This window comes from Rathayibacter sp. AY1A3, assembly GCF_002930975.1.
Classification (GTDB): Bacteria; Actinomycetota; Actinomycetes; order Actinomycetales; family Microbacteriaceae; genus Rathayibacter.
Window position 1 is genome coordinate 86,088 of the sequence record NZ_PSTO01000004.1, and the last position, 13,619, is coordinate 99,706.

Below are 13,619 nucleotides of genomic sequence, written 5' to 3' on the forward strand. Positions count from 1 at the left end.
GTCTCCGTCTGGTGGTTCGGGGGGATTTCCGGCCGCCAGTCTACTCGGCGCGCCCGCACCGCCTCCGCCCGCGCCGCCCGCCCGTCAGGAGCCCCCGAAGAGGCTGGAGCCGTGCTTCAGGAGTGCGTTGTACGCCCCCTCGTAGGTGGTCGGCAGGTCCTCGCCGGGCTCGCCGTACCGGGCCAGCAGCAGGCCCATCAGGCCGACGGCGGGCGGGCTCAGCGGCTTGTCGCGGTTCACGTGCGCTGGATGCGCCGGTGCCGACTCGGGGTTCGGGGGCAGGTACTGCGGCACCGTGGTCGGCCAGTCGCCGATCTGCCGCGGCTCGTCGAGGGTCAGCACCCCGAAGAGGTCCAAGGCGGAGGCGTCGCGAGCGGTCAGCGGCTCGAGGCCGTGCAGGGCACTGAGGGTTCGGATCACGGCGCCGTGGTGCAGCTCGTCGTGCACGATCGTGCCGGCCCTCGTGTACGCCGAGACCGCGATCGTCGGCACGCGGCAGCCGAGCCGGTCGAAGGCGAAGCCCATCTCGCCCTCGCGGCCGTCGCCCGGCGGAGTCGCCGACGGCGGGGGGACGTGGTCGTAGAGGCCGCCGTGCTCGTCGAAGGTCGCCAGCAGGAGCGTGTTCACCGCGTTCGAGCCGGTCGTGCTCGCGCTCTCCCGGATCGCCGAGTACACCTGGTGCAGCAGCAGCTCGCCGGCGCGGACGTCGGACAGCGCGCTGTCGTAGACGGGCGTGCCGTCGACCTCGTCCTCGTGGAGGACGCCGGTCGGCGGGTGCATGTCGTTGTGGTCGAAGACGAGCCGCGGCTCGAGGAAGGCGTAGTCGGGCAGCTCGCCGTTCTCCACGTCGGCGTAGAAGCGGTCCATCGTCGAGAAGTGGGTCTTCCAGTACTTCTCGAGCACCGGCGCGTGCAGGAAGCCGGTGTAGGAGACCACCTGCAGCGCGTCGAAGTAGACGCGCCAGGTCCTCCCCGCCTCCTCGAGGCGGTTGAACACCGTCGGCGCGTCGGCCAGGTCGTCCGCGAGCCACTTCTCGTAGCCGCCGCCCTGCTTGTTGGTGACGAAGCCGTGCGAGGTCGACGCGTGCAGGAAGGACCGGTTGCAGAAGGTCTGGGAGGGGACGGCGCAGAACCACTGGTCGAAGACGGCGAACTCGCGGGCGAGGGTGGAGAAGACGGGCAGCATCTCCGGCGAGAAGCCGCCCATGATCGTCCGCGCCTCCTCCGCCGTGGGCTCCTGCCCCTTCTTCATCACCCTCAGGTGCTGGACGTAGTCCTCGAGGAAGCCGCTCATCGTCGGGGCGGCGGCGTCGGGGGGCGCGTTGAAGGGCGCGGTCATGGCGCCGACGGTGCGGCCGGCGTTCTCGGGCGGATCCACCGTGCCGAAGAGCTGGGTGTTGACGTGCGGGTACTCCTCGCCCGGGTCCGGGTCGGGCTGGCGCATCACGGAGTCGGTGGCGCCCTCGTAGACGTGCGTGCCGACGGTCAGTCCGCCAGCGCTGGTGTTCGTCCGCTCGTCGGGGAGGAGGCCCTCGAAGCTCTCGCCCGCGGGCAGATCGTCCGGTCCGTAGAGGCGGCCGAGGACGTTGTCGAAGGAGCGGTTCTCGAACATGATCACGACGACGTGGTCGAAGCCCGGCTCCGTGCGGGCGGGCAGTCGCGGCTCCTCCTCGCGGCGGGGGCCGGAGGCGACGGCCGCGCCGATCGCGCCGCCGGCGAGGGCTCCGGCTCCGACTCCGGCGGCGGCGGTGCCGGCCAGGAAGCGGCGGCGCGAGCGGGAGCGGGGAGCTCCGTCGTCGTGCTCCGAGGGAGTCCGCTCGCTGGTCATCTCCGCCGCCTCTCCTGCGCCTGCTCGGAGTGTAGCGACGCGCCCGGGACGGCGGCTCGAACGCGGGCGAGCAGTCCGGCCTCCGGCTCGGGGTCGACGTGCGCGCGGCGGGCCGCGTCGCGGAGGCGCCGCCCGACCGGCGCGGGCGGCGCGAACGCCGGCGCCGTGCGGGGCCAGCGCGCGAGGGACCGGTCGGGACCGCCGAGGAGTGCGGCCAGCTCTCGGACCTGCGGATCGACGAGGGCCCGGCGCCCGCCCGCCCGGGCGCGGACGAGCTGCGCGGGAGTCTCCGGACCGAGCGGCACGCCGATCCGTGCACCCGAGGGGACGGCCGAGGCGAGCACGAGCGCCGGCACCGTGCCGGGCCGCTCCGCGCTCCCCCGCGCGGTGACGAGGAGCAGCATCCGCCGCCCCGCCCGCTCCCCGTCGCGGACGGCGTCGAACACGACGTGCAGCAGCTGCTCCGCGAGGCGCGCATCAGCGGATCGATCGGTGCCGGCGGCTGCGACGTCGGCGAAGTCGGCCGGATCGACGAGGGACCGCGGCTCGACCAGGACGAGCGGAGGCAGGGTGCCGGCTGCGGCCTCGGCGGCCAGCGCGTCGATGGGAAGGAGGCGCCCGCCGCGGGAGCCGGCGGCGCCCGGATCGCGGTGGGGCCACTCCGGATCGGCGAGGAGCGTGGTCGAGACGCCCTGCCGCTCGTCGACCGCGAGAGCCCAGCCGGTGCCGGTCTCCCGGGCCGCGCGCAGGGCCGCCGGCACCGGATCGCGGCCGTCGGCGCGCCAGTGGTCGGCCCGGGCGAAGGCAGTGGCGAGGAGCGCGTGCACCGGCAGCATCTCGGGGGCGAAGCGCGCGCCCGGAGGATCGTCCGGGCCGGGCGCGGTCATCACGGCGTCCGTATCACCGGTGAACACCGGACCGTCCGGATCGTCGAGCGCGCCGAGGACCTGGTCGCGGCTGCGGCCGGCGAAGGAGAGCACGACCACGTGGTCGATCCGCCCGAGCACCTCGGCGGTCCGACGCTCGGCGGCGGTGGGCCGAGCCGCGGCGTCGAGCGCGAGCGACGCTGCGTCGGCGAGGGAGCGGCGCAGGAACGCACGCCGCTCCCCGCCGCCCGCGTCAGGCATCGGGCCCGGTCGGCTCCTCCGTGCTCGGGGCGGCCGCGTCCGGGACGGCGTCGGTCTCCGGCACGGCGTCGTCCTCCGGCGAGGCGTCGAAGCGCGATGCGCCGGCGACGTCCCCGTCCGGGCCGGCGGCGGCCTCCTCCGGAGCGTCGGCGGACGCCTCCTCCGGCAGCGCGATCGCGTCCGGTCCCTCCGTCACCAGGAGGTGGAACTCGGCCGCGGTGATGATCCGGAGCCCCAGGGCCTCGGCCTTGCCGAGCTTGCTGCCGGCGCCGGGACCGGCGGCGACGTAGTCGGTCTTCTTGGAGACGCTCGAGCCGGCCTTGCCGCCGGCCGCGAGGATGGCCTCCTGCGCCCCCTCGCGGGAGTACCCCTCCAGGCTGCCGGTCGCCACGACCGTGAGACCCGCGAGCACCCCACCGGCGGCGTCCGCGGCACCGGGACCGGGGTGGCCGGGCGTGGCGAAGCGCACTCCGGCCGCGGCCCAGCGGTCGACGATCTCGACGTGCCAGTCGACCTCGAACCAGGCGATCAGGGCGTCGGCGATGATCCCGCCCACCCCGTCGACCGCGGCGAGCTCGTCGCGGCTCGCCCCGCGGATCGCGTCGAGCGAGCCGAAGTAGCCCGCCAGCGCGCGCGCGGCGACCGGGCCGACGTGCCGGATGCTGAGCGAGACCAGCAGACGCCACAGCTCCTTGGTCTTCGCCCGCTCGATGTTCTCGATCAGCCGGAGGGCGTTGGTGGAGGGCACGGAGGCCGCGTCTCCCGCGAAGGCTCCCGCCTCCGGGTCGAAGGCGCCGTCCTTGGCGAGCTGCCGCTTGCGCTTGAAGGGCGTGACGACCTTCGGATCGCCCTTCGCGTCGAGCTTCTGCAGACCCGTCTCGGAGTCGCGGACGACGACCTCGATCGGGAAGAGATCGGCCACCGTGAGCTCGAACAGGCCGGCCTCGGTCCGCAGCGGCGGCTCGGCGGGCACCAGGGGCTGGGTCAGGGCGGCGGCACTGACCTCGCCGAGCGCCTCGATGTCGAGCGCGCCGCGGCTGCCGATGTGCTCGACGCGCCCGCGGACCTGCGCGGGGCAGGACTCCGCGTTGGGGCAGCGCAGGTCGACGTCGCCCTCCTTGGCCGGAGCGAGCGTGGTGCCGCACTCGGGGCACTGCGTCGGCATCACGAACTCGCGCTCGGAGCCGTCGCGGAGCTCCACCACCGGGCCGAGCACCTCGGGGATGACGTCCCCGGCCTTCCGCAGCACGACCGTGTCGCCGATGAGCACGCCCTTGGCCTTGACCACGTCGGCGTTGTGCAGCGTGGCCTGGCGCACCTCGGACCCCGCGACCTTCACCTTGGTCATCTGGGCGAACGGCGTCGCGCGGCCGGTGCGCCCGACGCTCACCACGATGTCGAGGAGCTTCGTGTGCACCTCCTCGGGCGGGTACTTGTAGGCGATCGCCCAGCGCGGCGCCCGGCTGGTGGCGCCGAGCTCGTCGTGCAGCTCGAGCTCGTCCACCTTCACGACCACGCCGTCGATCTCGTGCTCGACCGAGTGCCGCTCGCGGCCGTAGCGCTCGACGAAGGCGAGCACCTCCTCCACCGAGGCCGAGACGCGGTTGTGGCCGCTCACCGGCAGTCCCCAGGAGGAGAGGAGCCCGTAGACCTCGGACTGGGTCGCGACCGACGGGTCCGGCCAGGCGCCGATGCCGTGCACGTAGAGCGCGAGGGAGCCGACGCGCGCCTCGCCGGCGCGCAGGTCGAGACCCGACTTCTTGTCGAGCTGCTGGCGGAGGCCGCCGCTCGCCGCGTTCCGCGGGTTGGCGAAGGTCGGGAAGCGCCGCAGCGCACTCGTGCGCGCCTTCTCCTCCTCGAAGACGCCGCGGGTGGCGGCCGGGCGGGTCGACCAGCGGGTCCGCGCCTCCTCGACCGCCTCGTCGCGCAGCGTCTCCTGGAGGGCGTTCAGCTCGGCGAAGGCGGCCACGGGGATGAAGACCTCGCCGCGGACCTCGACGAGTGCCGGGTGGCCCTCACCGGAGAGGCGCTCGGGGATGCCCGCGACGCGGAGGGCGTTGACGGTGACGTCCTCGCCGGTGCGGCCGTCGCCGCGGGTCGCCGCCGTGACGAGGCGGCCGTTCTCGTAGTGGAGGGAGATCGCGAGCCCGTCGATCTTGAGCTCCGTGAGCCAGGCGACGGGGCGGTCGGCCGAGGCCACCGTCTTCTCGCACCACTCGCGCAGCTCCTCGGCCGAGAACACGTTGTCGAGGGAGAGCATCCGCTCGGCGTGGTCGATCGGGGCGAGGCCCGCTCCGACGATCCCGCCGACCGTCCGCGTCGGCGAGTCCTCGGCGGCGAGCTCGGGGTGCTCGGCCTCGAGCGCGGCGAGCTCGCGCACCAGGGCGTCGTACTCGGCGTCGGACAGCGGCGAGGAGTCGGCCGCGTAGTAGTCGTCGCTCGCCGACCGGATCCGCGCCCGCAGCTCCTCGACGCGGGCGGCGGGCTCGACGGCGCTCATCGGAGCACCGCGGCGTCGGCAGCGACCGTGCGGTCGATCGTGCACTGGCCCAGCACGCGGGTGCCGAGGTAGACGACGGCCGTCTGGCCGGGGGCGACGCCGTCGAGCGGCGAGTCCGGAGTGATCACGAGCTCCACCCTGCCATCGACGTGCGACACCACCGCGGAGGCGGGGACCGGGTCGGCGTGCGCGCGGATCTGGACGTCGCAGCGGAAGGGCGCGTCCGCGTCCTCGGGAGCGGCGCCCGCCCAGGTGAACCGCTCGCCGGCGATCTCTCCGATGCGCAGAGCCTCGCGCGGACCGACCACGACCTCGTTGCTCACCGGCCGCACCTCCAGGACGAAGCGGGGCCGTCCGTCGGGCGCGGGGACGCCGAGGTGCAGGCCCCGGCGCTGGCCCACCGTGTACCCGTGGGCGCCCTCGTGGGAGCCGACCACCGCGCCGTCCCGATCGACGACCGCTCCGGTCTCGGGGGCGACGCGCTCGGCGAGCCAGCCGCGGGTGTCGCCGTCGGGGATGAAGCAGATGTCGTAGCTGTCGGGCTTGCTCGCGACGCTGAGGCCCCGCTCCGCCGCCTCCGCGCGCACGATCGCCTTGGACGGCGTGGAGCCGAGCGGGAACATCGAGTGCCGCAGCTGCTGCTCCGTCAGCACGCCGAGGACGTAGGACTGGTCCTTCGCCTCGTCGCTCGCGCGATGGAGCTCCGGGGAGCCGTCGGCGGCGGTGCGGAGGGAGGCGTAGTGGCCGGTGCAGACCGCGTCGAAGCCGAGGTCGAGAGCCTTCTCGAGCAGGGCGGCGAACTTGATCCGCTCGTTGCAGCGCATGCAGGGGTTCGGGGTGCGGCCCGCCGAGTACTCGGCGACGAAGTCGTCGACGACGTCCAGCTTGAACCGCTCGGAGAAGTCCCACACGTAGTACGGGATGCCGAGGACGTTCGCGGCGCGCTGCGCGTCCATCGAGTCCTCGATCGTGCAGCACCCCCGGCTGCCGGTGCGCAGCGTGCCGGGCATCCTGCTCAGAGCGAGGTGCACGCCCACCACGTCGTGCCCAGCCTCCACCGCGCGGGCCGCGGCCACCGCCGAGTCCACTCCACCGCTCATCGCCGCCAGAACCTTCACCGTGCGAGTCTACGTTTCCCGCGGGCGCGGCCGGCAGGGGTTCAGCCGGGCAGCACCGTGCGGTTCGAGAGTCCGGCTCGGGCGGCGCGGGCGTAGGCGCCGGGCAGCGCGGCCAGGAGGGCGTCGACGTCCGCGTCGGTCGAGGTGTGGCCGAGCGTCATCCGGAGCACCCCGCGGGCCTCGTCCTCGCTCCGGCCGAGCGCGAGGACCACGTGCGAGGGCTCCGGGATCCCCGCCGTGCAGGCGGATCCGGTCGAGACGGAGACGCCCGCGGTGTCGAGGAGGAAGAGGAGGGAGTCGCCCTGCGCACCGGGGAAGGCGAGGTGCGCGTTGTTGGCGACCCGGCGTCCGGAGTCGAGGGCGGGCCCGGTCAGGGTCGCCCCCGGCACGGCGGCGAGGACGCCCGCGACGAGCCGGTCGCGCAGGGCGGCCAGGCGCTGCGCCTCCGCCGACAGCTCGGCGTCCGCCTCGACCGCGGCGGCGGCGAAGGCCGCGGCGCCGGGCACGTCCTGGGTGCCGGAGCGGACGCCCCGCTGCTGTCCGCCTCCGTGCAGCACCGGGACCACGCGGGCGTCGCGGGCGAGCACGAGCGCACCGGTCGCGATCGGCCCGCCGACCTTATGACCCGAGACGCTGACGGCGGCCAGTCCCGCGCCGCGCCCGGAGCCGGAGGCGCGGCGGATCTCGGCGATCCGCAGCGGCACGTGTCCGAGGGCGGCGACCGCGTCGACGTGGAGGGGGACGCCGGCGCGGGCGCACGCGGCCGCCAGCTCGGCGATCGGGTTGATCGTCCCGATCTCGTTGTTGACCCAGAGCACCGTGACCAGGGCGACCGAGCCGGGGTCCTCCTCCAGCGCCGCGGCGAGCGCCTCCGGCCGCAGGGTGCCCTCGTCGTCGAGAGGCAGCCACTCGAGGACGGCGCCCTCGTGCTCGGCGAGCCAGGCGGCGGAGTCGAGCGTCGCGTGGTGCTCCCCCTCGGCGACCAGGACTCGGACGCGGGCCGGGTCCTCGCTCCGGCGCTGCCAGTAGAGGCCCTTGATCCCGAGGTTGACCGCCTCGGTGCCGCCGGCGGTGAGGATCACCTCGATCGGCTCGCAGCCGAGCACCCCGGCGAGCGCCGACCGGGCGTCCTCCAGCCGGCGGCGCGCCTCCTGGCCGGAGCCGTGGACGGAGGAGGGGTTGCCGCCGTGGGCGGACGCCTCCGCGAACGCGGCGAGCGCCGAGACGCGCAGCGGGGTGGTCGCGGCGTGGTCGAGGTAGATCACAGCAGCCCTTCGTCCCGCGTCGGGGGCACGGAGGGAGCCGGTGCCCGTCACTACTGTAAGTCGCATGACCTCTCACGATCCCCTGGCCCGGCTCGGCGTGACCGTGGACGATCAGGGCGGTGAGCTGCGGGTCTGGTCCGAGAGCGCGAGCGCCGTCGATCTGCTGCTGTACGACGAGAAGGACCCGACCTGGGTGACCCGCACGGTCCCGCTGGCGCGCGACGACGCCGCGGTCTGGTCCGCGCGCTCCGATCTGCTGGCCCCCGGCCGCCGCTACGCCCTGCGCGTCGACGGGCCGACGGGCCCCCGGCACCGCTTCGACCCCCGCCGGGCCCTGCTGGAGCCGTACTCCCGCGGCCTGCACCGGGTGGCGGAGAACGAGTGGCGCTCGGTCGTCGTGGACGACGCGTTCGACTGGGGCTCCTCCTCCCGGCCCGGCACCCCGATGGACCGCACCGTGATCTACGAGGCGCATGTGAAGGGGCTGACCCGGCTGAACCCGGCGCTCCCCGTGGAGCTGCGCGGCACCTACGCCGGCCTGGCGCACGAGTCGACGGTCTCGGCGCTGCTCGAGCTGGGCGTGACGGCGGTCGAGCTGCTGCCCGTGCACGCGTTCGTGTCGGAGCAGCGCCTGCTGCGGCAGGGGCTGACCAACTACTGGGGCTACAACTCGCTGAACTTCTTCGCCCCGCACGCCGCGTACGCCTCCTCCACCGCGCAGCGCGGCGGACCGACCGCGGTGCTCCGGGAGTTCAAGGGGATGGTGAAGCTCCTGCACGAGGCCGGCCTCGAGGTGATCCTGGACGTGGTCTACAACCACACCGCCGAGGAGGGGCCGGGCGGGCCGATGTCGAGCCTGCGCGGGATCGACGACGCCGGCTGGTACCGCCAGACGCCCGAGGGCCACTACGTGGACGTCACCGGCTGCGGGAACACGATCGACTTCGGCCGGCCCGCGGCGCAGCGCCTCGCGCTGGACTCGATGCGCTACTGGTCGGGCGAGGTCGGGATCGACGGCTTCCGGCTCGACCTGGCCGCGACCCTCGGCCGGGACGAGATCGCGCACTTCCGGAGCGACCACCCGCTGCTGCGGGCCGCGGTCGAGGATCCGGCGCTGGCCGGCGTGAAGATGATCGCCGAGCCCTGGGACGTGGGAATGGGCGGATGGCAGACGGGGAACTTCCCGGCCGGGTGGTCGGAGTGGAACGACCGCTACCGCGACCGCGCCCGCAACTTCTGGCTCTCGGACATCGACTACGCCCGCCGCGCCGGCACGGCCCCCGTCGGCATCGGCGGCTTCGCGACCCGGCTCTCGGGCTCCTCCAACACCTTCTCGGCGGAGCGGGGACCCCTCGCTTCGGTCAACTTCGTCACCGCGCACGACGGCTTCACGCTGGCGGACCTCGTCTCGTACAACGTCAAGCACAACATCGGCAACGGCGAGTCGAACCGCGACGGAGCCGACACCAACCGCTCCTTCAACCACGGCTTCGAGGGCCCCACCACCGACGAGCGGATCACGCTGGCGCGGCGCAAGGCGATGCGGAACCTCCTCGGCACCCTGCTGCTGTCGGCCGGCGTGCCGATGATCACGGCGGGTGACGAGACCGGTCGCAGCCAGCGCGGCAACAACAACGCCTACTGCCAGGACTCGGACCTGACCTGGGTGCGCTGGGAGGGCCTGGCCGACTGGCAGCTCGCGCTCCGCGCGCACACGCGCACCCTGCTGCGCCTGCGGCGTGAGCACCCGGCGCTGCGTCCCTCCCGCTACGGCAGCGGCGACGCGAGCGAGCCGGGCGCCACGACCATGACGTGGTTCGACGCCCACGGGCGCGGGATGAGCGAGCACGACTGGACCTCCGCCGCCAACCGGACGCTGCAGTACCTCGCGGCCTCGACGCCGGTCGAGGGCGAGCCGGACCGTGTCCTGCTGGTGGTGCACGGCGTCGAGCAGGACACCACGGTCGTGCTCGCCGACGGCGAGGGGGTCACCGGTTACACGCGCCTGTGGAACAGCGACGAGCCGGAGCCGCTGGAGCACGGCGAATCGTTCGAGCCGGGGCAGGTCATCCGCGTGGCCGGAACCTCGATGCAGCTCTTCGCCGCGCACGGGCCGGCGGCCGAGCAGGACGCCTGATGGCGAGGAGCGGGCCGGGGACCCCGGCGACCGTCGCGCTGACGGCGGCGGGCGTCCCCTTCACTCCCCGCCAGTACCGGCACGACCCGGCCACGACGCGCTACGGGCTCGAGGCGGCCGAGGCGCTCGGCGTCGAGCCGGAGCGCGTGTTCAAGACCCTGATGGTCGACGTCGACGGCGAGCTCGTGGTGGGCGTCGTGCCCGTCACCGGCTCGCTCGGGCTGAAGGAGCTCGCGGCCGCGGTCGGAGGCAGGCGGGCGGCGATGGCCGACCCCGTGCTGGCCCAGCGCCGGACCGGCTACGTGCTCGGCGGCATCTCGCCGCTCGGGCAGAGGACGCGGCACCGCACCGTGATCGACGAGACCGTCGAGCTCCACGACACGGTGCTCGTCTCGGGCGGGCGCCGGGGCTTCGACATCGAGCTCGCCCCCGCCGACCTCGTCGCCGCGACGGCCGCCCTCCTCGCCGACATCGCGCGCTGACCCCCGATCCCTCGCCGTCCTCCTCCGGGCGCCGTCCTCCTCCCGCGAGATCCCACTCCGGTCCGCGAGACGCCGAGGAAGGCGCACCGGAGCGGCATCTCGCGGAGAGGGACCGGGCGGGGTCAGCCGGCGGCGGCGGCCAGGCCCAGCTCGGCGGAGCGGGCCAGGAGGGGATGCCGCGGTACGACGCGGACGGTGTAGCCGAAGGATCCGCTGCGGTCGAGGGTGACCACTCCGGCGTAGGGCACGCGCCCGACCGCGTCGGCCGGCACCACGGCACCCGACTCCTCGACCACCTCGAGCTCGTGGTGGCGGACCTCGGTGAGCGAGCCGTCAGCGGACGTCGTCCCGTAGACGACCTCGACCGAGACGTCCGCCGGCGAGAGCTCGCCCAGGCGCACGCCCGCCCGCACGGCGAGCCGGTCCCCGCGCTGGGGCACCGCGTCGATCCCGCCGGACTCGACGGACGCGACCGCGACCCCGGGCCAGCCGGCGCGGACCCGCCGCTTCCAGGTCGCCAGCTCCTTGGCCGGCTCGAAGTGGTCGGCGGCGACGGCGCGCCCGGCCTCGGCGGCCGGCGAGTAGAGCGCCTCGACGTACTGGCGCACCATCCGCTCGGCGGAGAGCTCGGGCGAGAGGGTCGCGAGGGTGTGCCGGATCGAGCGCACCCACCGCCGGGGCACGCCGTCGTGATCGCGCTCGTAGTAGCGCGGCACGACCTCGGTCTCGAGCAGCTCGTAGAGCGCCTCGGCCTCGAGCGTGTCGCGGGCCTCCGGGTCGAGCGCGCGGTCGGAGGAGGGGATCGCCCAGCCGTTCTCGCCGTCGAAGTACTCGTTCCACCAGCCGTCGAGGATCGAGAGGTTGAGCGAGCCGTTGAGCGCCGCCTTCATCCCGGAGGTGCCGCACGCCTCGAGCGGGCGCAGCGGGTTGTTGAGCCAGACGTCGGTGCCCGGGTAGAGCAGCTGCGCCATCGCGATGTCGTAGTCCGGCAGGAAGACGATCCTGCGGCGCACGTCCGGCTCCTGCGCGAAGCGGACGAGCCGCTGGATCAGGCGCTTCCCCTCCTCGTCGGCCGGGTGGGACTTGCCCGCGATGACGATCTGGATCGGGTGCTGCGGGTGGGTGAGCAGCGCCCGCAGACGCTCGGGGTCGTGGAGCATCAGGGTCAGCCGTTTGTAGGTCGGCACCCGCCGTGCGAAGCCGATGGTGAGCACGTCCGGGTCCAGCAGCTCGTCGAGCCAGGCCGGCGGGAGGCCGCCCGGGTTCTGCTCGCGCCAGGAGCGGGCGGCCCGGCGGCGGGCGTCCCGCACCAGCTGCTCCCGCATCGCCCGGCGCGCGGCCCACAGCTCGGTGTCGCCGAGCGCACCCGAGGCCCAGTCGGCCCGCGTCGTGTCGTCGGTGCCGAGCCGCTCCTCCGCGAGCCGCCGGAGGATCGGATCGGTCCAGGTGGCCGCGTGGACGCCGTTCGTCACCGAGCCGATCGGCACCTCCGCCGTCTCGAAGCCGGGCCAGAGGCTCGAGAACATCGAGCGGCTGACCTCGCCGTGCAGCGTCGAGACGCCGTTGGAGCGCTGCGCGAGCCTCAGGCCCATGTACGCCATGTTGAACGCCGTCCCGGAGTCCCCCGGCTCGGCGCCCAGCGCGAGCACGTCCTCGACCTGCACGCCCGGGAGCAGCTCCGTGGAGAAGTAATCCTCGATCATCCCGCGGTCGAAGCGGTCGATGCCCGCCGGCACCGGAGTGTGCGTGGTGAAGACCGTGCTCGCCCGCACCACCTGGAGAGCCTGGTCGAAGTCCAGGCCCGCGCCGATCAGGCCGGAGATGCGCTCGAGCCCCTGGAAGCCGGCGTGCCCCTCGTTGGTGTGGAACACCTCCGGGAGGACGCCGCCCGAGACCTCGGCCCAGAGTTCGAGCGCGCGGACCCCGCCGATGCCCAGCAGCAGCTCCTGCAGCAGGCGGTGCTCGCCCCCGCCGCCGTAGAGGCGGTCGGTGACGGAGCGGAGCGAGTCCTCGTTCTCGGGGATGTCGGTGTCGAGCAGGAGGAGAGTCACCCGGCCGACCTCCGCGCGCCAGACCCGGGCGTAGAGCGCGCGTCCCTCGGGGAGCGCCAGCACGATGCGGGCGGGCGAGCCGTCGGCGAGACGGACGACGCGCAGCGGCAGCCCGTCGGGATCGAGCGAGGGGTAGGACTCGAGCTGCCAGCCGTCGGCGGAGAGCTTCTGCGAGAAGTAGCCCGACCGGTAGAAGAGGCCCACGCCGGTGAGCGGCACGCCCAGGTCCGAGGAGGCCTTCAGGTGGTCGCCCGCGAGGATGCCGAGTCCGCCGGAGTACTGGGGCAGCGCCGCCGCGATGCCGAACTCCGGCGAGAAGTAGGCGATCGAGCGCGGGGCGGACTCCGGCAGCGACTGGTACCACCGCGGCTCGGTGCGGTAGCGCTCCAGCTCGTCGCGGAGGCGCCACGCCTCGTCGACGAAGCCCTGGTCCCCCGCCAGCTCGGCGAGGCGCTCGGGGCTCACCGCTCCGAGCAGGGCGGTGGGGTCCGCTCCCCCGCGCCGCCACAGCTCCGGATCGACCCGCTCGAACAAGCGCCGGGCGGGCTCGTGCCAGGCCCAGCGGAGATTGCCCGCCAGATCGCCCAGAGCCGAGAGCTCGGGCGGGAGGACGGAGCGGACGATGAAGCGGCGGATCGCCTTCACGGCACCCCTCGACTCTCTGCGGACCCCGGAGCGCCCGGTCGCGGAGCACCGGGGCGGTCGCGCTCGGTCACCCTAGCGGACCCCGACCACCGCGGATCGGCGGGACGCGGACCCGCCCCGACGCTCCGGCACGCGCTCCCCGGGTCCGTTTGCACAGGCCCGAGCGCGGGCGCAACCGTCGTGTGCGAGCCGCCGCCGGTCGCTACTGTCGTGACGTGGCTCAGATACCTTTCGGCAAGGCTCAGAACGGCAAGGACGCACGGCGAGCGGGTCGCGGACGCGCACCCCAGGAGGCGTCGGCGCCTCCCGAGACGGCCGCTCCGGCGCCCGCCGCCGCCCCCGAGGCGACTCCTGCTCCCCCCGCGGCCGACAGTGCTCCGGCCGCCCCGGTGACCGCGGACGCACCCGACGCGTCGCCGGCGCCCGCGACGACCGGGAGCGGCTACCGCGTCCGCGCCGAGCGCCTG

General features: G+C 74.4%; 8 protein-coding genes. 2 read left to right on the forward strand and 6 right to left on the reverse strand.

The annotated features are described in order from the left end of the window. Positions 1-84: 84 nt before the first annotated feature. The 5 genes from C5C10_RS03050 to C5C10_RS03070 are packed head-to-tail and all read right to left on the reverse strand — an operon-like array spanning position 85 to position 7,837. A complete protein-coding gene (locus C5C10_RS03050) occupies positions 85-1,827 on the reverse strand; it encodes an alkaline phosphatase family protein (RefSeq protein WP_104328471.1) in 1,743 nt (580 codons plus the stop codon). Continuing rightward, entirely contained in the window at positions 1,824-2,954 is a 1,131-nt protein-coding gene (locus C5C10_RS03055) for a hypothetical protein (RefSeq protein ID WP_104328472.1), read from the reverse strand. The genes C5C10_RS03050 and C5C10_RS03055 overlap by 4 nt, the downstream gene beginning before the upstream one ends. Continuing rightward, complete coding sequence (gene ligA / locus C5C10_RS03060) at positions 2,947-5,454, reverse strand: NAD-dependent DNA ligase LigA (RefSeq protein WP_104328473.1); 2,508 nt, start codon at positions 5,452-5,454, stop codon at positions 2,947-2,949. Before ligA ends, C5C10_RS03055 begins: the two co-directional genes overlap by 8 nt. Next, positions 5,451-6,572, reverse strand: a complete 1,122-nt coding sequence (mnmA, locus tag C5C10_RS03065) for a tRNA 2-thiouridine(34) synthase MnmA (RefSeq protein ID WP_181028759.1) — start codon at positions 6,570-6,572, stop codon at positions 5,451-5,453. Before mnmA ends, ligA begins: the two co-directional genes overlap by 4 nt. Positions 6,573-6,613: 41 nt before the next feature. Continuing rightward, positions 6,614-7,837, reverse strand: coding sequence for a cysteine desulfurase family protein (locus tag C5C10_RS03070; RefSeq protein WP_308471657.1), 1,224 nt, complete (start codon positions 7,835-7,837; stop codon positions 6,614-6,616). Positions 7,838-7,901: 64 nt separating this feature from the next. Between C5C10_RS03070 and glgX the strand changes: the two genes are divergently transcribed. Both glgX and ybaK read left to right on the forward strand, forming a co-directional pair. Then, on the forward strand, positions 7,902-9,974 hold the full coding sequence (glgX, locus tag C5C10_RS03075) for a glycogen debranching protein GlgX (protein ID WP_104328475.1): 2,073 nt from the start codon (positions 7,902-7,904) through the stop codon (positions 9,972-9,974). Continuing rightward, positions 9,974-10,456, forward strand: coding sequence for a Cys-tRNA(Pro) deacylase (gene ybaK / locus C5C10_RS03080; protein WP_104226855.1), 483 nt, complete (start codon positions 9,974-9,976; stop codon positions 10,454-10,456). The genes glgX and ybaK overlap by 1 nt, the downstream gene beginning before the upstream one ends. Before the next feature lie 122 nt (positions 10,457-10,578). On the opposite strand, the gene glgP is transcribed toward ybaK, so the two are convergent. Continuing rightward, complete coding sequence (glgP, locus tag C5C10_RS03085) at positions 10,579-13,152, reverse strand: alpha-glucan family phosphorylase (protein ID WP_104328476.1); 2,574 nt, start codon at positions 13,150-13,152, stop codon at positions 10,579-10,581. Between the last annotated feature and the right edge of the window lie 467 nt (positions 13,153-13,619).